Origin of the sequence: Mycobacterium conspicuum (assembly GCF_010730195.1) — a bacterium.
Classification (GTDB): domain Bacteria; phylum Actinomycetota; class Actinomycetes; order Mycobacteriales; family Mycobacteriaceae; genus Mycobacterium; species Mycobacterium conspicuum.
This window is the reverse complement of the sequence record NZ_AP022613.1, coordinates 156477-183463: the sequence shown is the minus strand read 5'-3', so window position 1 is coordinate 183463 and position 26987 is coordinate 156477. Positions and strand designations below refer to the sequence as shown.

General features: G+C 63.6%; 30 protein-coding genes and 1 tRNA gene. 11 read left to right on the top strand and 20 right to left on the bottom strand.

What is annotated here, in order from left to right; all coding sequences use genetic code 11:
* Nucleotides 1-3: 3 nt before the first annotated feature.
* From G6N66_RS00845 to G6N66_RS00825, 5 genes are all read right to left on the bottom strand, one after another.
* A complete protein-coding gene (locus G6N66_RS00845; protein ID WP_428842170.1) occupies nt 4-1470 on the bottom strand; it encodes a DUF7159 family protein in 1467 nt (488 codons plus the stop codon).
* A gap of 106 nt (nt 1471-1576) precedes the next feature.
* Nucleotides 1577-2992 (bottom strand): DUF7159 family protein, encoded by a 1416-nt coding sequence (locus tag G6N66_RS00840; RefSeq protein ID WP_085235456.1) that lies wholly within the window; start codon nt 2990-2992, stop codon nt 1577-1579.
* Nucleotides 2993-3108: 116 nt separating this feature from the next.
* Complete coding sequence (locus G6N66_RS00835) at nt 3109-5040, bottom strand: DUF7159 family protein (RefSeq protein ID WP_163645753.1); 1932 nt, start codon at nt 5038-5040, stop codon at nt 3109-3111.
* Nucleotides 5041-5164: 124 nt separating this feature from the next.
* On the bottom strand, nt 5165-5737 hold the full coding sequence (dcd, locus tag G6N66_RS00830) for a dCTP deaminase (protein ID WP_085233773.1): 573 nt from the start codon (nt 5735-5737) through the stop codon (nt 5165-5167).
* Nucleotides 5738-5774: 37 nt separating this feature from the next.
* On the bottom strand, nt 5775-6431 hold the full coding sequence (locus G6N66_RS00825) for a hypothetical protein (RefSeq protein ID WP_179968240.1): 657 nt from the start codon (nt 6429-6431) through the stop codon (nt 5775-5777).
* Nucleotides 6432-6704: 273 nt separating this feature from the next.
* Here G6N66_RS00825 and G6N66_RS00820 point away from each other — a divergent pair.
* Nucleotides 6705-6778 (top strand) — tRNA-Gly (locus tag G6N66_RS00820).
* Nucleotides 6779-6832: 54 nt separating this feature from the next.
* On the opposite strand, the gene G6N66_RS00815 is transcribed toward G6N66_RS00820, so the two are convergent.
* Nucleotides 6833-8029 carry a tyrosine-type recombinase/integrase gene (locus G6N66_RS00815; RefSeq protein ID WP_085233772.1) on the bottom strand — a complete coding sequence of 399 codons (1197 nt, stop codon included), beginning with the start codon at nt 8027-8029 and terminating at the stop codon, nt 6833-6835.
* Complete coding sequence (locus G6N66_RS00810) at nt 8022-8522, bottom strand: helix-turn-helix domain-containing protein (protein WP_139825287.1); 501 nt, start codon at nt 8520-8522, stop codon at nt 8022-8024. Before G6N66_RS00810 ends, G6N66_RS00815 begins: the two co-directional genes overlap by 8 nt.
* A gap of 100 nt (nt 8523-8622) precedes the next feature.
* Between G6N66_RS00810 and G6N66_RS00805 the strand changes: the two genes are divergently transcribed.
* The 6 genes from G6N66_RS00805 (at nt 8623) to G6N66_RS00780 (ending at nt 14321) form a co-directional block, all read left to right on the top strand.
* Nucleotides 8623-8805, top strand: a complete 183-nt coding sequence (locus tag G6N66_RS00805) for a helix-turn-helix domain-containing protein (protein ID WP_085233770.1) — start codon at nt 8623-8625, stop codon at nt 8803-8805.
* Nucleotides 8806-8985: 180 nt separating this feature from the next.
* A complete protein-coding gene (locus tag G6N66_RS00800; protein WP_085233769.1) occupies nt 8986-9279 on the top strand; it encodes a hypothetical protein in 294 nt (97 codons plus the stop codon).
* Nucleotides 9280-9615: 336 nt separating this feature from the next.
* Nucleotides 9616-10947: an AAA family ATPase gene (locus tag G6N66_RS00795; protein WP_085233768.1), complete on the top strand. Its 1332-nt coding sequence runs from the start codon at nt 9616-9618 to the stop codon at nt 10945-10947.
* A 906-nt stretch (nt 10948-11853) separates the two neighbouring features.
* Nucleotides 11854-12690, top strand: coding sequence for a phage major capsid protein (locus tag G6N66_RS00790; protein WP_085233767.1), 837 nt, complete (start codon nt 11854-11856; stop codon nt 12688-12690).
* A 239-nt stretch (nt 12691-12929) separates the two neighbouring features.
* Nucleotides 12930-13175 carry a hypothetical protein gene (locus G6N66_RS00785; RefSeq protein ID WP_085233766.1) on the top strand — a complete coding sequence of 82 codons (246 nt, stop codon included), beginning with the start codon at nt 12930-12932 and terminating at the stop codon, nt 13173-13175.
* Nucleotides 13176-13409: 234 nt separating this feature from the next.
* Nucleotides 13410-14321 (top strand): DUF2971 domain-containing protein, encoded by a 912-nt coding sequence (locus tag G6N66_RS00780; RefSeq protein ID WP_085233765.1) that lies wholly within the window; start codon nt 13410-13412, stop codon nt 14319-14321.
* A 25-nt stretch (nt 14322-14346) separates the two neighbouring features.
* Here the strand turns inward: G6N66_RS00780 and G6N66_RS00775 are convergent, their stop codons facing one another.
* The 4 genes from G6N66_RS00775 to G6N66_RS00760 all read right to left on the bottom strand — a co-directional run bounded on the left by G6N66_RS00775 (nt 14347) and on the right by G6N66_RS00760 (nt 16311).
* The gene (locus G6N66_RS00775) at nt 14347-14886 is read right to left on the bottom strand and encodes a hypothetical protein (protein ID WP_085233764.1); all 540 of its coding nucleotides are present in this window, start codon (nt 14884-14886) and stop codon (nt 14347-14349) included.
* Nucleotides 14883-15530 carry a DUF5343 domain-containing protein gene (locus G6N66_RS00770; protein WP_085233763.1) on the bottom strand — a complete coding sequence of 216 codons (648 nt, stop codon included), beginning with the start codon at nt 15528-15530 and terminating at the stop codon, nt 14883-14885. Before G6N66_RS00770 ends, G6N66_RS00775 begins: the two co-directional genes overlap by 4 nt.
* Before the next feature lie 149 nt (nt 15531-15679).
* Complete coding sequence (locus G6N66_RS00765; RefSeq protein ID WP_139825285.1) at nt 15680-16021, bottom strand: hypothetical protein; 342 nt, start codon at nt 16019-16021, stop codon at nt 15680-15682.
* Between the two features lie 59 nt (nt 16022-16080).
* Nucleotides 16081-16311 carry a hypothetical protein gene (locus G6N66_RS00760; RefSeq protein WP_085233761.1) on the bottom strand — a complete coding sequence of 77 codons (231 nt, stop codon included), beginning with the start codon at nt 16309-16311 and terminating at the stop codon, nt 16081-16083.
* 589 nt (nt 16312-16900) lie between these two features.
* Here G6N66_RS00760 and G6N66_RS00755 point away from each other — a divergent pair.
* Nucleotides 16901-17995: a Fic family protein gene (locus G6N66_RS00755; protein ID WP_232079170.1), complete on the top strand. Its 1095-nt coding sequence runs from the start codon at nt 16901-16903 to the stop codon at nt 17993-17995.
* A 75-nt stretch (nt 17996-18070) separates the two neighbouring features.
* Here G6N66_RS00755 and G6N66_RS00750 read toward each other — a convergent pair whose 3' ends face one another.
* The gene (locus tag G6N66_RS00750) at nt 18071-18913 is read right to left on the bottom strand and encodes a carotenoid biosynthesis protein (protein WP_232079169.1); all 843 of its coding nucleotides are present in this window, start codon (nt 18911-18913) and stop codon (nt 18071-18073) included.
* Nucleotides 18914-19368: 455 nt separating this feature from the next.
* Between G6N66_RS00750 and G6N66_RS00745 the strand changes: the two genes are divergently transcribed.
* Together G6N66_RS00745 and G6N66_RS00740 are read left to right on the top strand one after the other, a co-directional pair.
* Nucleotides 19369-19548 carry a hypothetical protein gene (locus G6N66_RS00745; protein ID WP_085233759.1) on the top strand — a complete coding sequence of 60 codons (180 nt, stop codon included), beginning with the start codon at nt 19369-19371 and terminating at the stop codon, nt 19546-19548.
* A 314-nt stretch (nt 19549-19862) separates the two neighbouring features.
* On the top strand, nt 19863-20501 hold the full coding sequence (locus G6N66_RS00740; protein ID WP_085233758.1) for a DUF732 domain-containing protein: 639 nt from the start codon (nt 19863-19865) through the stop codon (nt 20499-20501).
* Nucleotides 20502-20519: 18 nt separating this feature from the next.
* Here the strand turns inward: G6N66_RS00740 and G6N66_RS00735 are convergent, their stop codons facing one another.
* Together G6N66_RS00735 and G6N66_RS00730 are read right to left on the bottom strand one after the other, a co-directional pair.
* Nucleotides 20520-21137 carry a dihydrofolate reductase family protein gene (locus G6N66_RS00735; protein WP_085233757.1) on the bottom strand — a complete coding sequence of 206 codons (618 nt, stop codon included), beginning with the start codon at nt 21135-21137 and terminating at the stop codon, nt 20520-20522.
* A 46-nt stretch (nt 21138-21183) separates the two neighbouring features.
* Entirely contained in the window at nt 21184-21666 is a 483-nt protein-coding gene (locus tag G6N66_RS00730; protein ID WP_085233756.1) for a hypothetical protein, read from the bottom strand.
* Nucleotides 21667-21709: 43 nt separating this feature from the next.
* Here G6N66_RS00730 and G6N66_RS00725 point away from each other — a divergent pair, with 43 nt between their 5' ends.
* Nucleotides 21710-22255, top strand: a complete 546-nt coding sequence (locus G6N66_RS00725) for a M15 family metallopeptidase (RefSeq protein WP_139825284.1) — start codon at nt 21710-21712, stop codon at nt 22253-22255.
* Nucleotides 22256-22317: 62 nt separating this feature from the next.
* Here the strand turns inward: G6N66_RS00725 and G6N66_RS00720 are convergent, their stop codons facing one another.
* The 6 genes from G6N66_RS00720 to G6N66_RS00695 all read right to left on the bottom strand — a co-directional run bounded on the left by G6N66_RS00720 (nt 22318) and on the right by G6N66_RS00695 (nt 26987).
* Entirely contained in the window at nt 22318-22770 is a 453-nt protein-coding gene (locus G6N66_RS00720) for a cupin domain-containing protein (protein ID WP_085233755.1), read from the bottom strand.
* Nucleotides 22771-22782: 12 nt separating this feature from the next.
* Complete coding sequence (locus G6N66_RS00715) at nt 22783-23541, bottom strand: SDR family oxidoreductase (protein ID WP_085233754.1); 759 nt, start codon at nt 23539-23541, stop codon at nt 22783-22785.
* A 49-nt stretch (nt 23542-23590) separates the two neighbouring features.
* The gene (locus G6N66_RS00710) at nt 23591-24160 is read right to left on the bottom strand and encodes a cupin domain-containing protein (protein WP_232079168.1); all 570 of its coding nucleotides are present in this window, start codon (nt 24158-24160) and stop codon (nt 23591-23593) included.
* A gap of 31 nt (nt 24161-24191) precedes the next feature.
* Nucleotides 24192-24962, bottom strand: coding sequence for an SDR family NAD(P)-dependent oxidoreductase (locus tag G6N66_RS00705; RefSeq protein WP_085233778.1), 771 nt, complete (start codon nt 24960-24962; stop codon nt 24192-24194).
* A gap of 49 nt (nt 24963-25011) precedes the next feature.
* A complete protein-coding gene (locus G6N66_RS00700; protein WP_085233753.1) occupies nt 25012-25392 on the bottom strand; it encodes a nuclear transport factor 2 family protein in 381 nt (126 codons plus the stop codon).
* Between the two features lie 125 nt (nt 25393-25517).
* Nucleotides 25518-26987, bottom strand: coding sequence for an MFS transporter (locus tag G6N66_RS00695; protein WP_085233752.1), 1470 nt, complete (start codon nt 26985-26987; stop codon nt 25518-25520).

Sequence of the window (26987 nt, the reverse complement as noted above, 5' to 3'; positions counted from 1 at the left end):
TGGCTATCGGCCGTGACCGCCACCGTGGCCGCCGCCGAAGCCGCCGCCGAAGCCGCCGTGACCACCGCCGCCGGGGAATCCGGGGAATCCGCCACCGCCGTGGCCGCCGCCGAAGTGGCCGGGGGGGCCTTCCCCATGGGGGCCTCCGCCGTAGTGGCCGCCGGGCGGGCCGCCGAAGATCGGCAACGGTATCGGGACGGGCACCGGGACGGGCGGCGGTGCCACCGGCGGCGGAACCGGCGCCGGAGCGGCGGGAACCGGAACAGGGGCCGGCGCCGGAGCTTCTGGTATGGGGGCAGGAGCCTGCGGCGCCGGCGCCGGGGCAGGCGCAAGTTCCGGTGCCGGGGCAGGCGCCGGGGCCTGCGGCGCCGGCGCTGGCGCTGGCGCGGGAGCCACCGCGGGCGCGGGAGCGGGAGCCGCCGCCGGCGGCTGGGCGGGCGCGACGGCGTTGTGCCCGGGATTCGGCCGCACAGCGGCCGTCGGCCGGATGGTGACCGCCAGCGACACCACCAGCGCCGCCACGCCGACGACGAAAATGGCCGCCAACGCGCTGCCGATCAGCTTGAACGACCTGTGCTCGGGATATTCGGCGTCGACGACGCCGGTCGCGCCGGTCCGTGCAGCCGTGTAGGCGTCGGCGTAATCGTCGGGAACGGCGCTGTAGGCAAGCGCATCGGCCGCATCCGCACCGGCGGGGACGTCGTAGTAACCGGCGCCGGCCACGTACGGCAGGACGGCCCCGGTGCCGGGGTCCTGCGCGTAGGCACGCGCCGCGGTGGACGACACGAACAGCGGCGCATGCGCCGATGCCAACGCCGCCCCGCGGGCCAGCGCCGTCTCGGGCTCCTCCGGCGCGCTCAGCGGCAGCGTGGTCGCGGCCTCGAGCACCGGCTTGATCAGCGGAACGTCGATGCCGGAGCCGACGACGAACACGCCCTCCGGGCGGGTGTCCAGCGCCTCGGCGCCCGACACCAAGGTGGTCAGCTCGGCCACCGCCGCGTCGTCGTCTTCGGGCAGGGCCCGGCGCTCGACATCGACGATCGAGCCGTCGGCGGTGTCGACGACCGCCAACGTCGCGGTGTCCGGCTCGACGAACAGCAGCGCGGTGTGGGCGTAGTTGGTGGCGCTGCCGACCGACTGAGCCAGCGCGGCGGCCGCCAGGAACGCCGAGACCAACATCACGTTCTCGACCTTGTGAGCGGCCAGCGCGTCGCGCAGGGCCGCGGCCTCGATCGGGTCCGTCCAGGTCACTCCGGTCGACGTGAGCTGGTAGCCGCCGGCGGCCGCGCCCTCGCGGGTGCCCAATATGGCCGAGATCACCTGGCCGGCCGCGGTGGCCGGCGCCGTGTCTTCGCCAGCGGCGACATCGAAGTTGTCTTCATCGACGGTCGCGCCGTCACCGTTTTCGCCTTCGACCAGTACCATTCGCACGGCCGTCGGCGCCATCGACACACCAAGAACCGTGTCCAAAGCTCCCCCAAAAGAATTTCTTGCAGCCGTTCAGCGAGTACTCCCCCGAATTCCCCGCAGCCGCCCAGTTTACGCGTGTGAGGGCCGGGACGCTTTGGGCCAGGTGCTAGCGGTGGCCGAACCCGCCGAACCCGTGACCCCCGCCAAAACCGCCAAAACCGTGGCCAAATCCGCCGAAGCCGTGGCCGCCGAAACCGTGGCCGCCGAAACCGTGGCCGCCGAAGCCGTGGCCGCCGAATCCGTGGCCGCCAAACGGTCTGCCGAACCCGCCGTGTCCGCCGCCGAACGGCACGCGCCTGAAGGGCTGCCGCGGAGCCACCGGAATGCGCATCGGACGCTGGATGGGCACGGGCACCGGCGCCACCGGAATCGGGGCCGGCGCAACCCTGGGCGGGGGCGCCGGCGCCGGCACGTTCAACAATCGGGGCGGCGCAATGGACTTGGGCGACGGGGGTGGTTGCCTGGGGACGGCAGCCTGCGGCGGCGGGCTGTGCTGCTGTGCCGGGACGATGAGGTTTTCGTTCGGGTTGGGGCGCAAGGCGACGGTCGGCCGGATGCCTATCGCCAAGGCGATCTCCAGCGCGACGACCGCGCTGGTGACGATCACGGCCAGCGAGCTGCCCAGCAGCAAGAGCGGCCGGCGCCGCGCCGCGGACTCATCCAGCCCGGCGCCGTCGGCTGGTGCCATCCCGGTGTCGGCGTCGGCGTCCTCGTCCGGGACGGCGCTGTAGGCGACGTTGTCCTTGCCCGGCTTGCTCTGTTCCGCGATCGGGTAGCCGCGATGACTCGGCCCACCGGTGCCGTGATCCAGCGCGTAGGCCAGCGCCGCCGTGGACGATGCGAACAACGGCGCATTCGCCGACGCCAGCGCGGCGCCGCGGGCCAGCGCCAGCTCTGGTTCTTCGGGCGTGCACACCGGCAGGGACGTCGCGGCTTCCAACGCCGGCTTGATCATGGGGATGTCGACGCCGGAACCGACCACGACGACGCCGGCTGGGTGGGCGTGCAGCAATTCAGCGCGGGAAACCAGCTCGAGCAGTCGGGCCACCGCCTGGTCTTCGTCGTCGGGTAGCAGCCGGCGGTGCACTTGGGAGATCGACCCGTCGGCGCTTTTGACGACGGCCAACGTCGCGCTATACGGCTCGACGTAAAGCAGCGCGGTCTGGTCGTAGTCGGTGGCGTCGCCGATCGCCTGCGCCATCGCGGCCGCGGCCATGAACGCCGACACCAGCATCACGTTTTCGACCTTGTGGGCGGCCAGCGCATCGCGCAGCGCCGCGGCCTGGACGGGATCCGTCCAGCTCACACCCGTGGAGAGCAGCTGCAAGCCGGCCTCGTCGGCACCTTCCCGAGTGCCCAAGATGGCCGAGACCACCCGAGTGGCCGCGGCCTCGGCCGACGAGTCCGCGGTCACATCGAGGTTGTCCTGGTCGACGGTGACGCCGTCGGCGTTTTCGCCCTCGACCAGCAGCATGCGGACTTTGGTCGGCGCCATCGAGACACCGAGCACGATGCCCACCACCGCGATGTCTCCCTCCGACGTGCTGAGGGGAATGGGCGGGTCCGCTTGTCAACCGCCCGCGATGTTTTCGAGGTTACTCGCTTTTCACGGGAGCGATTGTAAAAACTCGGTTGCGGCTAGTGGTGTCCGCCGCCGCTGTGGCCGCCGCCACCGAACCCACCACCGCTGTGGCCGCCGCCACCGAAGCCGCCGCCGCTGTGGCCGCCCCCGCCGAAGCCACCGCCGCTGTGGCCGCCGCCGCCGAAGCCGCCGCCCCCGAAGGGCCCGCCGCCGCCGCCGAAGAGTCCGCCGCCGCCACCGAACGGTCCGCCACCGCCGCCGCCGAACGGTCCGCCACCGCCGCCGCCGAACGGTCCGCCACCGCCGAAGGGTCCGCCGCCCCCGGGAGCGCCGCCGCCGACATGACCGGGCTCGGAACCGGGGGCGCCGCCGCCGACATGACCGGGCTCCGAGCCGGGGACGCCGCCGCCGACATGACCGGGCTCCGAGCCGGGGGCGCCGCCGCCGAACGGTCCGCCACCGCCGAACGGTCCGCCACCGCCGAAGGGTCCGTTACCGCCGAACGGTCCGCCACCGCCAAACGGGCCGCCGCCGCCGAACGGGCCGCCGGGCTCTGGACCGGGTCCGTTAACGGGTCCCGAGCCGGGTTCATCCGGGTGGCCGCCGTGAATCGGCCCGGGCCCACTCGACGGTCCGGTGCCCTCGCCGCCGGGTTTCTTTGGCTTGGGGGACGTCCCTTGCTGCCACGGCGGGGTTTGATGCAGAGGCGGAGATTGGTCCGGGAGGATTGCCCGGGGTCGGGGAATCTCGGGATCCAAGGGCCGCACCGGCGCCTCGAGGATGGGCGGGTGCACCACCGGTGCGGGAACGATCACCGGCGGGACCACGACGGGGACCGGCGGAGCCGGCGGGGCCGGCGGGGCCACCGGCACGGGCGCCGGGGCCGGCAGGTTCAGCGGCTTGGGCGCGGCCAACGCGACTGGGGCCTCGATCTTCGGCTGCGCGTGCGACGCCACCGGGTTGGGGCGCGCCGGCGCCTGCTCGGCCGGCACGATCAGTTGCCGGCCGGGGGTGGGCTGCTGCAGCGCGACCGTGGTGCGGATGCCGACCGCCAACGCGATCTCCATCGCCACCACCGCGGCGATGCCCGCCACCGCCAGCCCGCTGCCCACCAGCAGGGCCGGCCTGTGCCGCGGCTGGCCGTCATCCAGATCCATTGGCGCGCCGATGACGACGGTCGGGCTTTCGGCATCCTCGTCGCGCACGGCGCTGTAGGCCAGGTCGCCGTCACCGAGCTCGCCGCTGAGGTATTCGGGCAGGGCGTGCGCTTCGACCGCGCCCGTGCCGGGGTCTTGGGCGTAGGCCAGCGCCGCCGTCGACGACGCGAACAACGGCGCGTTCGCCGATGCCAACGCGGCCCCGCGGGCAAGGGCGGTCTGCGGCTCTTCCGGCGCGCTCACGGTGAACGAAGTCGCCGCCTCGAGCGCGGGCTTGATCGCGGCGACGTCGACGCCCGAGCCGACCACGAACACACCGCCCGGGTCTAATCCCGTGTCCTCCAACACGGCGAGCATCCCGGTGAGTTGGGCGGTCGCCTCGTCGCTGTACGGGTTGTCGATCGGTTCCTTGTAGAAGTCGGCGATCGATCCGTCGCAGGTTTCGACGACCGCCAACGTCGCGTTCTCGGGTTCCACGAAAAGCACCGCCGTGCGGTCGTAACCCATTGCGCCGCCTACGGATTGGCCCAATGCCGCCGCGGCGAGGAACGACGACACCAGCATGACGTTCTCGAGCTTATAGGTGGCCAGCGCGTCGCGCAGCACGGCCGCCTCGAGCTGGTCGGTCCACGTCACCCCGATCGCCGACAGCTGCAGGCCCGCGTCGGTGGCGCCCTCGCGGGTGCCCAGGATGGCCGAGATTACGCGGTCGGGCGCACCGACGCCCTGCAACACGTCAACGTCGGTGACGACGAGCTCGTCCTCTTCAACCGTTGCGCCGTCGGCGTTTTCGCCCTCCAAGACGACCATTTGAATCGATGAGGGTGCCATCGACACCCCAAGCACGACATCCAAGACCCCTCCAGAGGTTTCATTGCGGCCATAGCCTGCGCGGAGGAGTAGCGCAGACCTACCAATGATCTCGCAGTGACGCCATGATTGCGCGCTGGTGAACTTATGTAGATCTTATGAAGTTCTCGTAGGACCGCGACGGCGTCGGCCCGCGCTGGCCCTGGTACTTCGAGCCGACACGCGAACTGCCATAGGGATGTTCGGCCGGGCTGGTCAATCGCAGGATGCACAGCTGCCCGATTTTCATACCCGGCCACAGCGTGATCGGCAGGTTGGCGACGTTGGACAGCTCCAGCGTGATGTGACCGGTGAAACCCGGGTCGATGAAGCCCGCGGTCGAATGCGTCAGCAGGCCCAGGCGGCCCAGCGACGACTTGCCCTCCAAGCGCCCCGCCAGATCCTCGGGCAGGGTGAACAGCTCCAGCGTCGAGCCGAGCACGAACTCGCCCGGGTGCAACACAAACGGTTCTCCCGCAGCGGGTTCCACCAGGCTGGTCAGCTCGTCCTGCTGCTTGGCGGGGTCGATGTGGGTGTAGCGGGTGTTGTTGAAGACGCGGAACAGCGAGTCGAGTCGGACGTCGATGCTGGAGGGCTGCACCAAGGTGTCGTCGAACGGGTCGATGCCCAACCGCCCGGCGGTGATTTCGGCCCTGAGGTCACGATCAGAGAGCAGCACGGGTGTGAGCCTAACCGCCTGCGGCGAGGATGCCCGCTCAGCGGAGGTAGGTTTCCCGACCGGTTGGATATCCGCCGCCGAGCGTGGTGACGTGGACGTGGTCGTAGTGGCCCATTCCCATGGCCCGCGCGCCGTGCGGCGTGTAGTACATGCCGCGCCAGATCGCGTCTTGCATCGCGAATCGGTCGGCGTTCTCCAGCACGTACGCGACGATCCGGTCGCCGAGCGCGATACCTTCAGCGGAACTGGGGTTGGGGATCATCACGTCGATCGCCAGCCCGCGCGGATGCCATGGCTTCGAATCCGGTCGCACGCCGCCCATTTCGTGGATCTCGGGGAACGCCGCACTGATGGCGCGAGCCGCCAAGATCGTTCTGACTTGCAGGCCCTGCTCGTTGACCCTGCCGACCGGCAGGAAGCGGCTGTCGACCCGCAACCGCGATGCCCGGACCAGTTCAACTTGGTCGTCGCCTGCACCCTTCGCGGGTCTGCTGGCGGGTGGTGCCGCGACGAGCTCCCAGCAGCACGGCTCGACGTCGGGAACCACCGGCTTGCTGCGCTCGTGGGCGGCGGCCGCGTAGACGTCGCCGCCGGCCCCGAAGAACGCGGCTGCCACGGCCGCGCCGGCGGTCAGGATGATCGGCGACTTTCGCCGAGCCTTTCGCCGAGACCTAGGTAATTCGTGCCGACCCACGGAAGGCAGATTACGGCACGATAACGAAAGAATAAATATCGGGCCTTCACCAGCACGAGGCGAGCATTCTTTCGGCACCTCTACGAGGGCGGATGGGTTACTCGGGGCTGCTCGGCAAAGCTCTCTATGTTGATAGCGACGCCGATTCCCGCGCTTTCAATTCGTCTTCGCATCTATGCCCGACGGAGCCGCAGTGATTCGGCGGCGGCGGACAAAGCCGACGGCCGGGGCGGCCGGGATGCTAGCCTGCTCAAGCCGGACTCTCCCGAGCGCGCCGATGTAGTTCAATGGCAGAACATCAGCTTCCCAAGCTGAATACGCGGGTTCGATTCCCGTCATCGGCTCCACGTCTACCTGCGGCGATGCACTCAATCGCTCGGCCCACAACCTCCGTGTTGCGCTCAATGTTGCAAGTAGTCGATGGCTGTTGCAGCCAGCTTCAAAGCGTCATCCTGCGAATGCGCGTAGAGCTTCATCGTCAGCGATGCATCTTTATGTCCGATCCATGCTGCGATCACAGCGACCGGCACGCCATCGAGATGCATGAGCGTGGCGGCCGTGTGTCGAGCCCCATGCAACTTCAGGTGCCGCATCCCACACCGGGCCAGAGTGTCGCGCCAGTACCGGGACAACACAGCGGGCGAGTAGGGTTCGCCGATTTCGTTGGAGACGACGTAAGCGCCTGAGCGGTACGCAGGGCCGGCCTCGACGCGTTCGACACGTTGACGCTCACGCGCATCATGCAAGGCGCCGACGAGACGATCTGGGAGCGGAAGCGTACGCCTTGACGTGAACGATTTGGGGTCGTTCTCTACTGCGACCCCGCCAGCGGAGACGCGGTTATTGGCGATGGTGAGCGTTCCGCCGTCGAAGTCGACATCCGACCACCGCAGGCCTGCAATCTCGCCACGACGCAAGCCCGACAGAGCCAAGTGCCAGGCGTGAGCCAGACGGTCATCCGTGAGCGCCGCGAGGAGCTTCTGCACCTCGGCTTGCGTGAACGTGTCGAGCGATTGGTGAGATGACGCCACGCGGGTCACGCCCACGGCGACGTTGCGCGGAACCATGCCCTGACGGTGCGCGTCTTCGAGCAGTCGGGCAGTGGCAGCGATGACTTTATTAACCGCCTTTGGTCCCCACGGCTTGCGCTTGCGGCCATTCGGAAACTTCTTCGTTGGTGGTGTGGTCGTCCCGCCTGCGACGAGCTGGCGCACCATTCGGTCGATGTGAGCCTTGGTCAGTTGTTGCAGGCCCAAGTCACCCTGAAATTGCTTGAGCACCCCGAGGTCGTAGGTCAGCTTGGATAGCGAAGTAGCGCGCAGATTGTGACGGGCAGCGACGTAATCATCTACGGCCTCAGCGACGGTGAGCCTCTTGCGCGCAACGAACGTTCCTTTGGACGCTTCGTGCAGGACCTCGGCGAACGCATCACGGGCTTCGCGTTCAGTCTTGAATCGCCGTCTGACGTGTCTGCGTCTGCCGGTCGTCGGGTCGTCGCCAACGGTGGTGAATAGCTCGTAGCGAGTCAGAGCCTTTCCCGTGCGGCGATCCTTGATTTCGATTTTCTTGATCTGTGGCGGAAGTTGTTGCCTACTCATCGTTGACGACCCAGTTATATACGCGTATTCCGTGGTCGCGGGCCCCCTTCGCCGCGCGCCGCGCTTCGGCGGCTGCGGCACTGTTGCCAGCCTCCTCGTGCTGACCCGCTGCGTACTGGAAGTTGTAGTAGTCCCAAAACGTCCCCATCGACGTGAACTCAACGGACTCGTCGTCGGGATGACCAACGAAAGCCAGGATGGCGTCTTCGGTAGTGGCAATGTGATCGGGGACGTCCTCGACTTCTCCATACAACAAGTCGGGGTAGATCAGCGAAATCGGTGCAACGTTAAGAGCTTTCGCGAGAACGATCAGTTCAGCGACATCCACTGACTTCTTTCGACCACTCTCAAGGTTGGCGATGGTATCGCGAGTTATGTGGTGACCGAGTTCTTTGGTCTTGTCAGCAACATCTTGCGCAGACACGTCGTCGCCTCGGGCGGCCCTCACCGCGCGGGCAATCCGCCGATTCACATCTTCGCTCCACTGTGTCATTTCAACACTATACAACATAGAGTTGCGCGGTTTCAACTCTCATGCGTATGATCGACATTGAATCGCAGTGATCTGCGCAGAACTGACACAAGGAGCCACCATGGTTGAACGCCTGTACCGACCCGAGGAAGCAGCTCGGCTACTTGGATGCGGGCGAACGCGCGTCTTTGCACTGATTGGGTCAGGAGACCTTCGGAGCGTCAAACTCGGCGCGTCTCGTCGCATTCCGCGTAGTGCTATCGACGAGTTCATCGAGAGGCTCGAACACGCCGAGAGCGGTTGATGTTCCATACGAACCGATGCCGACGTTGCGCATCGACCGCTTCGCGTTCATCGAAGATTACCCGCTCAGTTGCTGGTTTCGAGACCCGGAAATGTTGGAGAAGAACAACACTCATGAGTAACAGCGAATTTAACCTCCGGACCCGTCGACCCAAAATTGCTCGACGCACTGTGGAGCCATATGCAGCCACTCTGGACAGACGAGAGCGAACTTCTGCTCCGAGTAGTCGAGACCGATCCCGACTGGATCGCGGTTGCCGACAGCTTCAGCGGCAACAAGGGGTACGACACAAAGGACGGGAGAGGCCCGGACCCGCTCTGCCCCGAATGCGGCACCGTGTGGACCTCCATCTACATGAAAATTTGGCAGAGGGGTGACTTCACTATCTGCATCGACACGTTCGACTGCGAGCATAGCCACCGCTGGACCAGATCGACCGGGCCACACCTGATGTCGCTCGACGACGAGTCCTGATCTAGATCGAGTCCTGCCCATGCTCATTGGGTATTAGCCCGGACCTTTTCAATTGCCGCACAGCGCATTCCGCCACATCAACTCGGTGGGGACTCCAGCAGGAGTTCGTTCGTTTTATCGTGATGTAGCAGCGACCAGCAGGGACACGAAAGAGGAACGAAATGGCCTGGCCCACAAGGGATGACACCGACTACAGGAAGAAAGTCGACGCCTACAACGCCAGAAGGCGCAAGCGCCGGGAGGACGAGGCATACAAAGCGAAAGAGACCGCCCGACAACGGGCATCAAAGGCGCGTCTAGCTGAGCGACGCAAAGCGGAGGAATGGGAGCGGCGACATGGCAAGGAGGGCTGAACCAAGAGTCATAGATTTCAGTCGGTGCGGCGAGCAGCAGGAGCACGACGAGTACCAAGCGATAGTGATGGCACTTCGTGGCGGTCCCCATGAATCCGTTGCGAACCGTCCGCCTGCAGACCTGACGACGGTCAACTCCACTGTTCTGGAACACATTCGCACGGTTGCGCAGAGGCTTCGGAACCAGGACGGCTATATGTCCCAATTCGTCGAACTGACCAAGCCTTTGCACATGTACTTGGGCGACGACCTCGACGGTGTCCTGGACCGAGTGTGGCGCGAGACCAAGGCGAACAACTCAAAAGAACGTTCCGTGGCCGAATACGCCGATAGCAGTCGACCGCGGGTCTGGAAAGCAACTGAACTCGAAGGTTCCAAGCCGAAGATATGGCTTGCGAAGCAACGCATTCCGCGAGCGGGCGTGACTGTGCTCGTCGGCGACGAAGGAATTGGCAAGTCGCTGCTCTGGGTCTGGATTGTCGGTGCGGTCACGACGGGTAAGCCATTGCCCGAGTTCGGTATCCCGGCACGCGAGTCGCAGCATGTGCGTCTGGTTCTCACCGAGGACGACTGGTCCACCGAGGTTCGTCCACGACTCGAATTGGTCGGTGCAGATCTCGACTACGTGACCGTGATCGCGACGGCCAAGGATGGGTCGGGCGCGCCAGTGTTTCCGTCCGACGACATGGAGCTGGTTTATAAGGACCCTGTACCGGCGCTGGTGATCGTTGACGCCTGGCTGGATACGGTGCCAGGGTCGCTCAACGTACAGACGCCTCAGGATGCGCGACTTGCGCTGCACCCGTGGAAAGACGTGGCGGTCCACACCGGCGCGGCTGTGGTCCTGATGACGCACACGAACCGCGCTAAGGGGACTGCGCGTGAAAAGTACGGCATTACTGGCGAATTGCGCAAGAAGGCTCGTATGGCGCTGTTCGCCCAGCGGGATGAGCAAGGACGGCTCTTGGTGGGCCCCGAGAAGGCCAACGGGACGGCCATCGTGGCGGCGTCGATGTTCACCATCGAGGTCGTTCAAGTACGCCAGGCGACTGATGATGACGACGGCACCGTGGCGCGAGTCAAGTATCTGGGGCAGTCCGACCACAACGCTGCGGACCTCGCCGACTCGTCTTCGATGAAGCCCGAGCACATGTGGCTGATCAATCACCTCGGCGAGGGTCCCCGCCAGAACGTTGTCGAGCGCGCCGTCGAAGAAGGATTCAAGGCATACAAGATTCGACTGGCGGCCAAGGATCTCAAGGTCAAGTTCGACCGCGTTGGCTACCCGGCTGTGTCCGAATGGTCGTTGCCATGAGGGGCCGACATGCGTTTATTGCACGACTATCAACGACTGGTTTGACCTGCGGAAATGCATTGCACGACTGGTTGCACGACCATTGCACCGCCGTTGCACCACTGACGACCAGTCATCCAACAGTCGTTCACCAGTCATGCAATCAGTCATTCAATGCATTTACGCACGTCAACGTAGTTGTTCATAGTCGTTTAAAAAATGTGTTCACGTCATGCGCGTACGCGGCATGGCCAGTTCAGAAAGGTAGAGAGAAATGATCTGCACACACGCCGACAAACTCACGCCATGCTCGGGCGACCCGAAAACATGCCCGTCACAGAAGAAGTGGGACCAAATGCGGCGGATCGCGGCGGACGCTCACACGATCACCGCTCATGAGACGCGCCCGATTGAAGACCCTGAGCGTGAGGGGCTACTCGGCATGGAACGTGTGGAACTGGGCACATTCAACGCCGGATTCGTCGCGCCTGCATCTCCGTGCTGCGATGCGCCAGGCGACGAACACCGAACGGACTGCCCGCACTACGGGCATGCCGAGCGTGACAACGACGAAGGAGTCGATTAGAAGGTCCTGAGCGTGTCCGTGCGCGACTTCTGATTATGTGGCGTGACATTCGTTGCAGGGCAATAGATCAGACGCTCAACAGGGCTCTCAGGGGCGGGGGTTGAACCTCGAATTTTTCGGTTGTAATGTCACCGGCACGCCAACGTCAGCGGTAATGACGGCGTCCCACACCAGGACGGTAAAGCGGTGGTTCGCCTGACGAGGCTAAACGGCAACTGATTACTTCCTGAGCGTCATCGTGAACGCTCGCACGCCTCACCGACTGGCCCGGTGTGGGCGATCCCAAACACTTTCATTGAGTGCGGGAAGCGCGCTCTTACCCAAAGGAAAACCGAAGAAACATGACTACCGTAATCACCCCTACCTCACCGAAGGCGTTCGCGCTCGATGTGTTGGGGTTGGCACCTGAGCAGACGATTCCGCAATCGGTTTTGATAACCTGCACGAGCAAGGCGGGCGAAGTCGAAGGCGATGAACCGGCTGTCCGCGTCCCTGCCGTAAATCTCGATGACTCAACAGGATTCGTCGCGGAGGGTTCAGAAATTCCTGAATCAGAACCGGATCTGTCCGAACTAGTAATCCTTACGGGCAAGGTGGCGGTATTGGTCAAGGCGTCGCGTGAACAATTGAAGCAGCCTTCAGCACTGGATATCATCACAGCGGAAATCAAACGATCCATGCTGGCCAAAGTTGACTGGGCGTTGCTTCAGCAAGCCGCACCAGTGGCGCCTGCTACGCATCCACCTGCAGGCCTGCTGTCGAAAGCGACAAGCGCGGGAACCGTTGAGAACAACTTGGACAGCGTGATCGATGCTGTCTCGTTGATTGAATCGCTACCGGGAGGCACGTGCACCAACATCATTTCGGCACCGGATGCGTGGGCCTCGCTGGCCAAGCTGAAGGACGAGGAGACTTCGAATCGGTCACTGATCGGTGCGGGCACTGAGTCGCCCACCAAGACGCTCCTATCAATTCCTGTCACGGTTACGTCCGCAATGCCGGCGACCAAGGTTCTGTTGCTTGACCGCAACAAGACGTTGAGCGCATATGGACAACTTCTCGTGAGCCGCTCCGATGATTTCTACTTTGGATCGGACAACGTCGCATTGCGGGCTACCTTGCGGTTTGGGGCAGGCTTTGTTGACGTCCACGCAGGTCAGATCTTAACTGTCACATAACAACTGAATACCCGAATCTCGTGTCGCATCTGCCACGTGCGCACGACCTCGAAGGGCAACGTGTCTCACTCCTCGATGCGTTGCCCTTCTTGGTGGGATTACCGCACCCGCCAACCATGTTCTTGCTGCGTCATAGTCTGTAATGCGCAATGCATGTTGTTGTGTGGGATACACTGGGCCTCAACATGTTTCGTGTGGTACCCCGTTGTCTGCGTACGTCTGGTCTCTTAACATTGACTATGACCACGACGAACAACGCGCCTGTCTTCATCGATGTCTACGCGCTCGACGATTCCGACGCCTCCGATCCTGATCCGATCTACTACGCGACCGCGAACAACGTTGACGAACTTCAATCTGACTTGATCGATGCAATGGGTGATGTGACTCTCGAGTTCCTATTCGCCGACGCTGACACGAACGTCTACAACGTCCGCAATGCCGACAACGTCCTGATCGCCATCGCTCGCATGGGAACCGACTGACCACACCGCTGCGCCTGCCTGGGTGCTCACGCGTCGCACACGTGGGGTGTGGGCATGTCCGCGCGTCAATACCCTGGGGGCCAACCCCCTCACGTCGCTCCAGAGCCCCGAACAGGCTTTTACGCTCACACCGCGTACACATTCCCCAGCCTGAAAAAGGAAAGTAGTTGACTTGCTCGAATGTCGTGCAAATGGTCTTGTTTTTTGGCGTCTCATCCTGATTAGGTAGGCCGTATGTTCAACAGGCTTCCCGAGACGTTGTACCACTACACGGGCATCTCAGGGCTGAGGGGAATTCTCGATAGCTCAATGCTATATGCAACCAATATCGCGTATCTGAACGACGCGCAGGAAATGAAGCACGGCATAAAGGAGGTTTCATTTCTGCTGTCGCCGGCTTCGCCCGTGGTTAAGGATCTAATCAGCGAAAATCCGCCTTTCGAAAAAGCCATTAACGAGGTGTTATCGCGCCTTCGCGCCGAATTTGTTTCGGAGCACCATCAGTCGCTTCTTCAAGCCCCCTATGTCTCTTGCTTGTCGGCAATGGGTGACCAACTGAGCCAGTGGCAAGGCTACGCAGGTCAAGGTGGATATGCAATCCATTTCGATGCCAGAACTCTGCGCAACTCTGTGCGATTACACGGGCTAGAATCTGATGAGATTAAGCTCGATCGAACCCGATATGCACTATCGCAGATAGCGTACACCTCTGAAGATGCGGGCAGTTACGTTGCTGAATTACTTGACCGGCTGGTCATCGCAATTCGCGACCAATTCGAGGGGGACCCTGAACGCGGTGACTACGACCTCGGCCTTTCTTATGAGTTTGCGCTGATCGAACTTGAAGAAGCAGTTGCGAAGATGAAAAATTCAGCATTTGAAGGCGAACACGAATACCGCATAGTCGCCTATGTGCCGGAGAAAGCGTGGGACAATCGAAACAGCTTTCACGAGCCGTCGAGCATTGGTCTCATCCCGCGCATAAAGCTTGACTTTGAACCGAGTTGCATCACGGGGGTGACAGTGGGTCCGGGCGAAAATATGGGGATCCGACAAAATTCGCTTGAGCACTATTTCGATATGCACTGGGATAAATTTGGATACACGGAGGTCATACCTTCTGATGTATCACTCAGGCCGCTTTAGAAGCTTGGCGCCGGATCCAAATTCGTCACTTCGGGGTCTTCTGATTGATGCTCGGTATGCGATTGAGAAGCTCGGAGACGTAGCCGAGCGCCTCATTGAGCGTGGGTACGTATCCGCTCGGATGGGCGCATTCGTTGCGTTTGGACAAAAGTCCGTGAAGCGCCTTCATCTCGGACTTCTTCAACAGCTTGACTTTGTTTGAGGCCGCGACCAACTGATGCTCTGTAACGTTTTCTTTCAGATCGTCAACGGTTGTCCACGGCGACCAGGCGGGATACGCCGCATGAATGGCTACCAGATTGTCGGACGCCAGTTTCTCAATGAGGAAGTCCATGAACGCAGCCCAGCCCATGACTATCGCCGCCCTATACAGCTCGGCTTCCATCGCGCGGATCGACTCGTTCAACAGCACCGTCTGGTTCAGGTTGAGGATTGTAATCTGCTTGCGCGTCTCAGAGAGCGTGACGATGCGTGACGGCGCAGCCTCTTGCGTTGCCAGGAGGACGTGCGCAGCTCGCTCGAAGTTCGAGGCGCGGCGCCGAAAATCCTCAACCCCCAGGGTCACTCGGGGTCCGGAAAGAGATGAGTCTTCATGGCTTTGAAAAACGCCTCGAACGTCTGCTCGTCTGCGCCTTCAGGAAGCGTCAGCTGGACGTTGATATTGACCGTTAGCCCACCTGCGGTCGTGCTCGGCCTGGTTACGACCGTGGTGCCGCTCGATTCCGCAGGAGTTTGTTGGGTCGCGGTCTGGCCGGCCTCCCCCGTTGACGTTGCCCCGCTGTCAGCGCGCGAAAACTCGGCTTCACCCGCGAGGGCTTTGAATGTAGACACCATCTTGTCGACGGTCTGTTTTCCGGAGGTCGTTTGCGAGCTGAATACATGCGATAGATCAGCATTCGGCCGTTCATGAGCATCGGGATAAACGGCATACAGGCTTTCGTAACCGCTCTTCACCGCGCGACCGAGGATTTCCTTATAGTCGCGGCCCCGGTATTCCTTCCACACGGGCGTAGGCACTCCAGGCGAGTCGATGAAACCGATAGAGCGGAGCACGTTGAGCAACGACCCGTCGTTGCTGGAGGTGAATCCGATCGTCTTCAGCCATGCTTTTGTAGCCTTCGGCGGGACGCCAGTTTCTCGCATCTTCTTCAGTAGCGGTGCCAGCTTTCCGGGCACTGTGGTGTAAGTCGGATCGCTGTCTGCTGCCATTACTGCTCCCTGAGCTGCGTCAAATGAGGCTGTGGAGCTTACCTCACTTTGTGCTGCGGATTTGCTAACGACAGGCGGTCGGTCTCAGGGCATGCCGAATTACCAACCAGCCCCCACACCCCGAGGACGGGACGCAGGGCTGACTCGGTCTAGTTTCCCTCAAGTCGCTCCATGATGGCTTTACCGCACGTCTTGACATATCCAGGTGACGCGACCATTTGACCAACGACCCGGTGCACGATGGTGTCGGCGTGCATCGGGTTGCCGCTTTTGGTGCCGACGTAGCCAGGCATGTTCGAGCGGATCACGTTGACCCGCGCGGTGAGCTGCTTGTTGTCGATTCCCAGCGCGTTGCGCGCCCGGATGTACTCCGCGTCGTCCTCCGGCACGCCACGATTGGGGTCACCATCGTTGACCAGCAGTATCAACCGAGCGGCGACAAGGTTGTCATCCTCTTGCCACTTTTTTTGCGCCATTCGCCGTTGCGCCATTCGCTGACCCTAGCGAGGAGGGCCATCGCTTGGCATGCACGCTGACGCCGTTCTGGCTACTACGCCACCGGCGAAGGCGAGGAAGCTGGCCCCCGCTCGGCGGCCCATTTCGCGAAGCGAGCCTTGAGGGTGGGCACGTCCTTGCTGATAAACGAGTAGCGCGACCCCGACCCGACGGCCTGGTAGTCGTCAGAGGCGCGCAAGAACACGCGCAAAGTCTTGGGGTCGGTCCCGACCTTCTCGGCGACGTCCTTGGTCGACAGAGCCTCCGTGCTCTTGGGTGTGGTCATTGTCGTGCTCCTTTCGGTTGGGTCAGAGCACGATAAGAGACTTCGAGCGCGAACCTAACGCCTACCGGCGGTCAGGTTTTCGACGTGCGAGATTGTTGCACTCGATGTTGCAAGTCGACGTGAACGGCGTCGAATCGATCCGGACGCTGTCGGACGATACATGCAGGTAGCGAGTGTTTTCGCGAACTTGTTCGGATGTCGCCGAACGACCTCAGCCACCTTCCCAAGCTGAATACGCGGGTTCGATTCCCGTCATCGGCTCCACAACGACCTGCGGTGATAGTGTCGAACGCCGGTCCGGTCGTCACGGCGGTCCCGTAGGGGTCCCGTACTCCCCCAGCCTCGGCGTCGCCCCTTTAGCAGGTCGACCGCGCGTGCGGCCCATGGACGGTTGCTCTCGTAACCCGGACTAATGCGCTTCAAAGTCCGATTTATCGCCCTAAGTCGGACTAACGCTATAGTTAGTCCGAGTTAGGAGACAGCTATGCCACCCGGAGATCCGTGGCCCAGCCATAGGGCAGAGCGACGCCCGTGGGCACAGACCCGAAGGGGTGGCACCCGCGAGGACAGGACACTTCGTTCCGTCACGGTGTCGCTTCCCCCCTACATCGCCAAAATCGACGCCAACATCGACGCGGATATCGCTGTAGAACTCGAAGCCGCCATGAGCGAGATTTCTCGACTCGACAGCACGCACGGAACCCACCTCGCAGCGCTCAGCACCCTCCTACTGCGAACAGAATCGGTGGCGTCTTCGAAAATTGAGCGCGTTGAAGCGAGCTTGGACGACTACGCGCGCGCGTTGCACGGCGGAAGGGGCAATTCGAGCGCGGTCTCGATGGTGGCGGCGACCACCGCCCTAAACGAAATGATCGTGAGCGTCGATCGAGATGCCCCCGTACAGATGTCCGCGATTCTGCGCGCACATGAGGCGCTGATGCGAGAAGATCCGACAGAGGGGCAGCATGCTGGTCAAATAAGGACTGTCCAGAATTGGATCGGCGGAAGCGACTACTCGCCGCGAAACGCGCTGTACGTTCCGCCACCGCCAGACACGGTGCCCGCGTATATGGACGACCTGATGGAGTTCGCGAACCGAACCGACATTCCCGTTCTGATTCAGGCGGCCATCGCGCATGCACAGTTCGAATCAATCCACCCCTTCACCGACGGCAACGGCCGCATCGGCCGGGCACTCGTCAACACCATCTTTAGGCGGAGGGGAGCAACAACGCGCCTCGTTGTCCCTCTGGCATCGGCGCTTGTTGCTCACCGAGAGCGCTACTTCGGCGCGCTCAACACATACCGCGCCGGCGACCTTCGCCCACTGATCGTCACATTCGCGACCGCATCAAAGACTGCTGCCGCCGAATCACGCACTACTGCAGAGCGTCTGGCTGAGATACCAGTTGAATGGCGAAACGTGGTCGGACCGATTAGGCGTCACAGCGCGACCGAAAAAATACTCCTGCTATTGCCGTCGACGCCGATCGTTTCGTCCGACGACGTCGCATCACTTGTCGATGCACCTCGAAGCAGCGTGTTCGCCGCAATCAAACGACTACACGACACCGGCGTTCTACGCCCATTGACGGACCGCAAACGAGACCAGGTATGGGGAGCAAGCCTTGTACTCGACGAACTCGACGACTTGGGGCACAGGATCGAGCGAGCGAGCACTTGACTCGGTCCCGGACAACTTGGCGATCGAACGCACCGCCAAATGTGAAATGTGGGACGGCCGCCGCGGCAAGGGAAATCAGCGCACCGTCGGCTGACGGCTGTACAGGCGGACCAGCGCCATGATCCCGGTGAGCAGAATGGTGAATAGCGCTGCCGACGCGCCTGATTCGTACACGTCGGCGATCTGGATGGTTTTGCCGCCGCGGACCGCGACGCCGTCGGGCGGATGGATCAGGCTGGTGAAGACCTGGCTGGTGGTGGACAGCCAGAACAGGCACGGCAGCAGCCAGTAACCGCGGGTTCCGGTGGCGGGGCCTGCGGGGAATCGCGCTTCGACGAGCGCGACGAGCTGAAAGATCAACCAGCCCGTTAGCAGCCAGCCGAGAAAGTTGGTCAGCGGAACTCCCAGCGCGCCGGTCGGGTGGTCATAGGAATACCAGTCGTGCGCCGTCGCCCCGATGGGGTCGAATACGAGGTCATAACCGCCAAGAATGAAGGTCGCCACGAGGGGCGTGGTAAAGCGTTCGGCGCCCCCGACCGCCACACCGGGAACGGGTCGCAGGATCACCCGGGCCAGCGCCCAGGCCAGCCAGCCGAAGATGATCCAGCTGACGACGGCCACTGGGGGGACGCCCAGGGGTTTCGGACCGGGCAGGTGATGGGCGTAGGAGCCGAACGGGAAACCGGTCGCGACACCGATTGCCTCCAATGCGAACGCAACAACGCCGGCGATGACGACGAACGCGGCCATGCCCCGGGCGGAGTAGCCCAGCCACGCATGGACCGCGACAAACAGAATGAGAAAGCCCAATTGGGCGGCCCCGGCCTGAGCAGCCAGCGACGGACGCACCGCCATCACCACCGCGGCGAGCAGCGTGAGGACGAGCAAGACCCAGCATGACGCTTTGAGAATCCGCAACCGCGCCTCCGTTGGCCAGGCAATCGCGTCAGCGTAACCGCTGCTATGCGGCCTGTCGAGCGGGTGGTGACCGGCGAGTCGCTGGTCCGTGCTGACCCTGACCACTGGCTTAAGACTTACTGACAATTCTCGCCGGGACCCCCACCCGAGGGTAAACTTGCCGTTACGCAAAGATTGCGTAGAGATGGACAAGTTGGGGAGGCCGAGTGCGGCACTCCATAACTTTTAGGCTTTTGCGCGCCGGTATCGCCGCTGGCGTGGCGACATTAACCGCGTTCGCCGCGGCTCGCCGGTCATCAATTCACACCGAGACACTTCGGGCTACCGCCCCGCCGCGACGACGCCTTCGAGACTGGACGCGTTCGTGATGGCAGCCATTGGCCACGAGGGAACAAGGCGCCCCGCGATGACGACATCGCTGATGGAAATCCCTAGGCGCGATAGGAGGTGTTGCGATGAGTGAACAGCTGACCGCCGAGGTCAACCAATTGCGAAACCGGATGTATCGACAGGTCAACCAGGCGGGTAACTCGCCACTGAGCGTGCGGGACGAGGTGGCGATCGTCGACCTTCTCGCCAAAATCGCCGCCGAGCTGGAAGTGCTGGAAGGCAAGCCGGACCACATGTTGGCCTGATGAGCCGTGCGGAACCGGGCACTGATCCCGAGGGTGGAGTGCTTCCCGGAGCCCCGGCGCCATTGGAGGGCAGGCATCGCCAGTTCCCGTGGCGGCATGGGTGATTGCGAGTCATCGCATCATCTGACCGTCGACCACGACGTCCGCGACGGGCACCCGGCTCGAGGTACTGAAGACCGCGAATTCTTCGGACGTCACCAACCCATCGAAGGAGGTAACACGATGCGCAGAAAGCCAATTCGACCGCCGCGCAGTTGGCCAGATCGCTATCCACGCCCCGTCGGGCGCGGCCTAGCAGAAAGGAGACCCATGCCATGTCCACCGGCATCACCATCCACACCGGCTCCAGGGTCACCGCCATCGTGGCGCTAACCGGCGCCGCAATTCTTCAGGGCGGCACGGCATCAGCCGACCCAAACCAGGACGACCAGTTCCTGGCGCTGCTCAATCAACAAGGCGTCCCAGCCATTTCGGGCGTACCGGACCTCATCAAGACAGCCCATGAGGTTTGCGGCGAGCTCAACAGTGGTGTTCCCACGGGGGCCGTAGTGCAGCAATTTGAAGACTTCGCCGACACCGTCACCCCTGGTCGCGACCCTGGTCGTGTTCACCGGTCAGCGATCGGATTCGTCAGGGCATCAGCGGGAGCCTATTGCCCGAACCATCGGGTCGGCTTCACCAAGCGCAACGATTCACCACGGCGGGTGAAGCTGACCGCCTTTGTCGAAGGTGCCGATGTCACCGATCCGGTTCCGCCGCTGCCGCAGGTGCCGCACGCCCAACTGCTCCGACCGCCACAGGCGGTCGCGCCCTCCGCCCCGCCGAAGAAGGCACCTCCCGTTGTTGGTCCTCCGCCAGGCGGCGGCAACGGCGGGGGCGGCCATGGTGGTGGCACCGGCGGGGTGGCCCCGCCACCGCCCACGGAACCCGGCATCATCGCCCTCGCGCCATAACCGTCCGAGCCAGCCGCTTCAGCCGCCCATGTTGCCAGTCGCGGGCACGCCGTCGGCGAGCCCGTAGCGCAGGAACACGATGCCGGCCGGTCCCGCTACCGGCGCTTCGAGCAGCGTGACGTTCGTCGGGACCGCGCCACCGTCGAACACCTTCTTCCCGACGCCCAGCATCACCGGGTGCACCCAGAGATCGAGCCGGTCAAACAGCCGCTCGCGCAGCAGGGTCTGCACCAGGTTCAGGCTCCCGACGACCTTGACGTGCTCGTGGCGGTCACGAACCTCGCGCACCGCGCTCACCAGATCCGGGCCGAGCTGCGATGAGCCGGCCCACGACAGGTCGGGCCGACCGCGGGACGCCACGTATTTCGGGACGCTGTTGAAAAGCGTTGCGATTGAATCGTCTTCGCCGCCCTGCTGGTGCGGCCAGTAGCCGGCGAAGATGTCGTAGGTTCGTCGCCCGAGCAACAGGGCATCGGTGCCCTGGTAGGCGGCGCCGACCTGTGCGCCGGAGACCTCGTCGAACAGCGGCGCCTGCCAGCCGCCGAACGGGAACCCGATCGGATCCTCGTCCGGGCCCCCGGGCGCCTGCCCGACGAGGTCCAGGGTGGCGAACAATGCGATGTGAATGAGTCCCATGGCCTAGGTAGACCCACGGACCCACGCAAACTCATCGCCGCGGAGATCAGGCTGTCGTAGACGTCCCGGCGCGCGACGCCGTCCGGTAACCGGCGACTGCGACGGCCACGGCCGCGACGACCATCCCGAACGCCAGCACCACGTTCTGCGGCCGGGCGGCCATCAGGAACGCGGCGGCCAACGTGACGGCCGGAACACCCCATTGCACGGCGCCGAGAACACCGGCGCGACCGGGCGCTCCTCGGCGCAATCGGAGCCGCAGCCAGGCCGAGGCGAGCGCGATAATCAGCGTGGACAGCACTCCCGCGCCGACCCACGGGCCACGCCTGCTGCCGTCGGCGATCACGGCGATGCCGGTGATGAAGGTCAGCAGCGCCAGTATCGGCACCGACCACAGCGTTGCCCGCAGCGCCGGCGGGAAGGCCCCGCTGACTCGTAGGCGGGCCACCTCGGCGCTTTGTACTCCGACGACGATGGTCAGCGCGATCGCGATGGTGATGTGAGTGGCGAGCAGCAATGCGTTCGGCATGAATCTAGGACGAGGCGCGAAGCGCAAAAGTTACGGTGGTCGCATGCGATGGGTTGGGGCCGCTGTTGCGGTGGCGATGACGCTCTCCGTGTCGCCGGGCCCGTCGGTCAGCCTGGCAGACCACAGCGTTCCGCTGGCGCCGCCCGACGACGCCGGCGACGGCTCCGCGCCGCCCGACGGGCGCACGCTGACGCCGTTCGACGTGCAGTACGCGGCGGTCGGGCGCCTGAACCCCGCGCTATTGGCCGCGATTCAAAATGCCGCGACGGCAGCCACGGCGGACGGCATCACCATGACCGTCACGTCGGGCTGGCGGTCACCGGAGTTTCAGCAACGGTTGCTGGACAACGCAATTCAGACCTACGGAAGCTACGCGGCGGCGCGACAGTACGTGCAAACCCCGGAGGCCTCCAAACACGTCACCGGCGATGCGGTCGACATCGGAGGGCAGGGCGCCGATCAGTGGCTCATCGCCAACGGATCCCGCTTCGGGCTGTGCCAGATTTACGCCAACGAGCTCTGGCACTTCGAGTTGGCCACTGATGCCGAAGGCAGATGCCCGGCATTGCTCCCCAACGCGGCGGGTTAACGCGGCCGGTAGCGGCCGTGCTCGGTGACGACGGCGGAGATCAGCCCACATCAAAGGCGAGGTTATGGGAAATGTCCGCTTCCGGCGTCGGTGATCTCGGCGCCGGTACTGTTGACGCGCAATCCCTTTCGCTCTTCGAGCTCCTCTTCGCTAACCCGCTCGAGCATCGGTAGCCCTGGCGCGCACAACAACGTGAGGACGAAGCTGCAAGGAATGTCGGTGCGGTTGTTAGCGTCCTGATAGTGGATCACGTCGCCGCCGGGTCCCCAGAACGCGTCTCCAGCGCGAAGGACGCGTGGCGGCGCACCCTCGAGCTCGAACAACATCTCGCCGTCAATCATGTAGCCGAATCCCGGGCCACCGGGAAGGCGATGTGGCGGGTAGCCCGGAGCGCCCGGTGGATGGTTGATGAGAACGGTCATCACGTAGGCATCGTCAGGGATCAACGCCGACCGTACTTCCTGCACCACGGTTATTGTTGATCCTGATTCGGAGTCAGTCGTGTCGTGCAACATTCGTTATCCCTCTTATGGTTGCGAAACGGAGTGTGCGTCGATCCAGTCGGAGTATCGAGTAGTGAAGATGGTGGCGTTCTCGTCGGGCGCAAGGGTGTGATCGTCAATGACCGCACCAAAATACGGTGCCTGGGCGTCACTGACGACGCGACGTCGATCACCAATGGCGGCAAGACCCGCACGGACGAAATCATCCATCCCCATGGCGTCGGGTCCAGCGATCTCCGTTTCTCCGTTGATAGGCCGCCCGACGGCGGCGTGGGCCACGGCGGTGGCGACGTCGTCGGCCGCGATAGGACGGAACAACGCGTGCGGCAATCTGACAACGTCTCCGTCTGTCGCGGAATCGGCCAAGCCGACCGCGAATTCGTAGAACGGGGTTGCTCGCACGATCGAATACGGCCGGCCCGAATCCCTGATCAGGTTTTCCTGAGCTGCCTTCGCGGTGTTGTAGCCACTATCTGGCATAACCTGCGCACCCACCACGGACAACGCGACATGGTGTTTGACTCCCGCTTCCTGTTCAGCGGCAAGCAGATTCGTGGTCGTCGTGGTGAAGAAGCGCATCACAGGTTCGTCGTCGAACAACGGTGAATCGGCGACGTCGACGAGGACATCCGCACCGGCGACGGCGTCGGCGAGGCCTTCCCCGGTGAGCGTATCGACACCTGATCGCCGTGAGGCGACGATCACGTTGTGTCCTTGCGCACCGAGCTTGGCCGCTACCTTCGAGCCGATCAGCCCACGGCCGCCAATGACCACGATCTTCATGATGAACCTTTCAGAGTTGCGCTTGACCGGTCACCGCGGCCGTCAATTATCAAATTGGTTCACCGGGGAATCTCAACCCGAAGCGTTTGCATAGTTCGGGGACACTGTCGACATCCATCTCCAGGTCGTACCGCGCACAGAGTTCGTCTAGGTTCTCTGTCGATATCTTGTCCACACCGCCGAGGTCAGACAGTTCGTCGAAGAACTGCTCAAATCCTGCGGGGGAAATGATTTCAAGGATGCGGGCGGGCTCATCGTCCGCGTTCCAGAACGTATGCCATTGGCCTCGTGGCTTGAAAATGAAGTCGCCAGGGCCGCCGTAGATCACTTCATCACCAAGCAAAGCGCCCACGCGTCCCTCGATGATCCAGCTGTACTCGTCTTCGTTGTGGTGGCGATGAAGCGCCGAGGCCAGCGCTCGCGGCGACATCGGATGCTCGAGTACGGAGAAGCGCCCTTCCGCCTGAACCTTGTCGACGATGTGGCGGACACCGATACTGCCGAGGAACACAGACTTGCCTTCGGTGCGGCCGACGGATTTAGCCGGCGGGCCGCCTGGCCTCAAGATGTCGTCTGTCGCACCGACCGCGGCCGGGTTCTGGTTGTATTCGTGTGACACGGATGCTCCTTGGCTGAGTGTGCGATCCGGGTTAATTGCGGCCGGCCATGAAGCCACCGTCGACGTTGAGAATCGCGCCGGTGACCCAGCTGGCCGCATCCGAGAGCAGATAGGTGACGGCGTTCGCGACGTCGGCGGGGGTGCCCACTCGTCCCAGGGGATGAAGCGGCGCGAAAGTGTCAAGCGTGGCGTCGATCTCGTCCTTCGGGATCCACCGCTCGAGGGCGGGGGTCTTGACGGCGGCCGGTGCCACCGCGTTGACTCGAATCTGATGCTCGGCAAGCTCGATGGCCAGGTTATGGGTGAGCGCATGCAGCCCGGCTTTTTGCATCGAGTGCCCACACGATGGGGTCGCACCGATCGCCTGATGTGCCCACATGCTGCCGATGTTGACGATGGAGCCGCCCTCCCCGCGGGCGATCATGCCCTCAACGACGGTCTGCGTCAGGAAGAACAGGGCATAGTTGAGTTCCATGAACGAGTCGTAGAACTGGTCGTCGTACTCGAGAAACGGCCTAGGGATGAAGATTCCGGCCGAGTTGACCAACAGGGTCGCATCGCCGTGTTGCTCGGAAAGCGCGCGCTGGACATCGGCGATAGCGGCGCGATCCGTCAGCTCGGCGGCGATGCCCCAGGCTTCGCCGCGCCGGCTCTCCAGCTCAGCGACGGTGTCGTCGACACGGGCTTTCGAGCGTCCGACGATCACCGCGCCGCCGCCGTGATCGACGACGTCGATCGCGACCTGCCGACCGATGCCGGCACTGCCGCCGATGACAATGACCTTCTTGTCCTGAAAATGCATATTCGGGATCCTTTCGAAGAATTCGCGCTTGGACATGCGGGTGCGCGGGTTACGCCCCGGGAGCGATTGCGCAGGCCGCGACGCAGACCCAGGTGCCCTCCCGCTTCTGATATGTGTCCGTGCACAGGGCTTCTTGGTCCACTCCATCGGCGAGCGTGGTGTATGTGGCGCGGGCGTGGATCAGGGCAACGTCACTCAGGATTCGGATGTTGACGTCGTGCACAGCAAGATCCTTGAAGGGACGCGGCTTAGCGATGTAGTCGAGGAACTCTTCACGATTCCGGGTGACGCCCGGGGTCTGCACGATGAAGTCTTCGGCGAGGAACTCGCTGAAGCGCTTGACATCGTTGAACTGGTCGGAGTGGACGTAGTCGTTGTTGAGCTGTTCGAGGATTGTCAGATCTTCGGTGGACTGCTTGGTGTCGATCACTTTCGTGTTCCGTTCGCTGCAGGTTCTGTTCGCATCGAGACTGCCGCCAGGCGGGGTGAGCTGTCATCACCCGACCACCTATTCACCCGGGTGAGTCACGCGAGTTACGTTGAACGAGTGCATGATTACTCCGGAAAGGACGGTTCAGCCGCGGCCGATGGGCTGCTGGCCACAGCGGGCTGCACACCGGGCCGGTCGCGGCACAAGGCCGCGACGTCGCAGGGCACAGGTTGGCATCCGCCGGGGGGGTTCTTTATCAACAGCGCGGCGCACAACGCGCCCAGGCCGAATAGCGCGGCGCTGACCTCTAACACGTGCGCGAATCCGGTGGCGCTCGCTGTGCCAACACTGATCATGCCCATGGACCCGATCGATATCAGCGCGGCGAGCCGCGAGACGGCGTTGTTGATCGCCGACGCCAGGCCGCTGTGTTCGGTTGGCACCGAGGCCAGCGTCAGCGACACAAGCGGTGTGACAGTCGCGACCAGCCCGATGGCCAGCACCGTCATCCCGGGGACCAGGTCGGTGATCGCGTGAAATCCCTTAGGTTTCGGGCGGACCAGGAGCAGCCCGATTCCCGCCAGGGCGGGGCCGGCGATCAGGAAGACGCGCGGGCCCACCCGCGCGGCGACCCGGCCGACATGACGCGCGAATGCGAACGACAGCGCCGGGATCGGCAGGGTGGCCAGGCCGGCCGCGGTGGCGGAATAGCCGCCGATCTCTTGGGTGTAGAGGGTGATGGCCAGCGATCCCAGCGTTAACGCGCCGTAGACGAACACGGTGACGAGGTTGGCGGCCGCGAAGTTGCGAAAGGTGAACAGCGACAACGGAAGCATCGGGTCCCTGCTGCGGCGCTGCCAGCGCACGAACGCGGCCAGTGCGACAATGCCGACCACCGCTGGCCCGATGACCATCGGATCGGTCCAGCCGTCGCGTTGCGATTCGATCAGCGCATACACCGTCGCGGCCAACCCCACCGCCGATAGGCCCACCCCTGCGGTATCGACGCGGGCGCCGTCGACGCGCCCCGACATCGGGCACAGCCAGAACGTTAGCGCATACCCGACCGCCATGGGGATCGCTGACAACACGAAGATCCAACGCCAGCCCAGGAAATCGACGCACAGTCCGCCCAACAGGGGGCCCAACGCGAAAGCGGTTCCCGTCCACCCGGTCCAGACGCCGATCGCCGCGGATTGGTGCGCTTTGTCGAACACCGTGTTGATCAGCGCCAGCGAGCCGGGCACCAGGAACGCCGCACCCAGGCCCTGGATGACGCGCGCGGTGATCAGCACCGCCGGCGAGGTCGCAACCGCCGCCAGAACCGAGCCCGCCCCGAAAGCCAACAGCCCGAACCGCATCACCGGAACGCGACCGAACAGATCCGAAATGGACCCGCCGGGCAGAATCGCGGCCACCATCGCCAGCAGGTAGCCGTCGATGATCCATTGCTGCAATGCGAGGCCGCCGCCGAGGTCGCGCTCGGTGGCTGGCAAAGCCAGGTTGATCACGGTGGAGTCGAGGAACGCGACCATCGACACCATCACGGCGACGACCATCGCGCGACTGGTCGGCGCCGCGTCGCGCAACGTCAT

Coding starts and splice junctions, on each gene's coding strand:
- G6N66_RS00835 (WP_163645753.1), bottom strand. CDS start 5,040: ATGGCACCCTCATCGATTCAAATGGTCGTCTTGGAGGGCGAAAACGCC.
- G6N66_RS00815 (WP_085233772.1), bottom strand. CDS start 8,029: ATGAGTAGGCAACAACTTCCGCCACAGATCAAGAAAATCGAAATCAAG.
- G6N66_RS00810 (WP_139825287.1), bottom strand. CDS start 8,522: ATGACACAGTGGAGCGAAGATGTGAATCGGCGGATTGCCCGCGCGGTG.
- G6N66_RS00805 (WP_085233770.1), top strand. CDS start 8,623: ATGGTTGAACGCCTGTACCGACCCGAGGAAGCAGCTCGGCTACTTGGA.
- G6N66_RS00800 (WP_085233769.1), top strand. CDS start 8,986: ATGCAGCCACTCTGGACAGACGAGAGCGAACTTCTGCTCCGAGTAGTC.
- G6N66_RS00795 (WP_085233768.1), top strand. CDS start 9,616: ATGGCAAGGAGGGCTGAACCAAGAGTCATAGATTTCAGTCGGTGCGGC.
- G6N66_RS00790 (WP_085233767.1), top strand. CDS start 11,854: ATGACTACCGTAATCACCCCTACCTCACCGAAGGCGTTCGCGCTCGAT.
- G6N66_RS00785 (WP_085233766.1), top strand. CDS start 12,930: ATGACCACGACGAACAACGCGCCTGTCTTCATCGATGTCTACGCGCTC.
- G6N66_RS00780 (WP_085233765.1), top strand. CDS start 13,410: ATGTTCAACAGGCTTCCCGAGACGTTGTACCACTACACGGGCATCTCA.
- G6N66_RS00770 (WP_085233763.1), bottom strand. CDS start 15,530: ATGGCAGCAGACAGCGATCCGACTTACACCACAGTGCCCGGAAAGCTG.
- G6N66_RS00765 (WP_139825285.1), bottom strand. CDS start 16,021: ATGGCGCAACGGCGAATGGCGCAAAAAAAGTGGCAAGAGGATGACAAC.
- G6N66_RS00760 (WP_085233761.1), bottom strand. CDS start 16,311: ATGACCACACCCAAGAGCACGGAGGCTCTGTCGACCAAGGACGTCGCC.
- G6N66_RS00745 (WP_085233759.1), top strand. CDS start 19,369: ATGAGTGAACAGCTGACCGCCGAGGTCAACCAATTGCGAAACCGGATG.
- G6N66_RS00740 (WP_085233758.1), top strand. CDS start 19,863: ATGTCCACCGGCATCACCATCCACACCGGCTCCAGGGTCACCGCCATC.
- G6N66_RS00735 (WP_085233757.1), bottom strand. CDS start 21,137: ATGGGACTCATTCACATCGCATTGTTCGCCACCCTGGACCTCGTCGGG.
- G6N66_RS00730 (WP_085233756.1), bottom strand. CDS start 21,666: ATGCCGAACGCATTGCTGCTCGCCACTCACATCACCATCGCGATCGCG.
- G6N66_RS00725 (WP_139825284.1), top strand. CDS start 21,710: ATGCGATGGGTTGGGGCCGCTGTTGCGGTGGCGATGACGCTCTCCGTG.
- G6N66_RS00720 (WP_085233755.1), bottom strand. CDS start 22,770: ATGTTGCACGACACGACTGACTCCGAATCAGGATCAACAATAACCGTG.
- G6N66_RS00715 (WP_085233754.1), bottom strand. CDS start 23,541: ATGAAGATCGTGGTCATTGGCGGCCGTGGGCTGATCGGCTCGAAGGTA.
- G6N66_RS00705 (WP_085233778.1), bottom strand. CDS start 24,962: ATGCATTTTCAGGACAAGAAGGTCATTGTCATCGGCGGCAGTGCCGGC.
- G6N66_RS00695 (WP_085233752.1), bottom strand. CDS start 26,987: ATGACGTTGCGCGACGCGGCGCCGACCAGTCGCGCGATGGTCGTCGCC.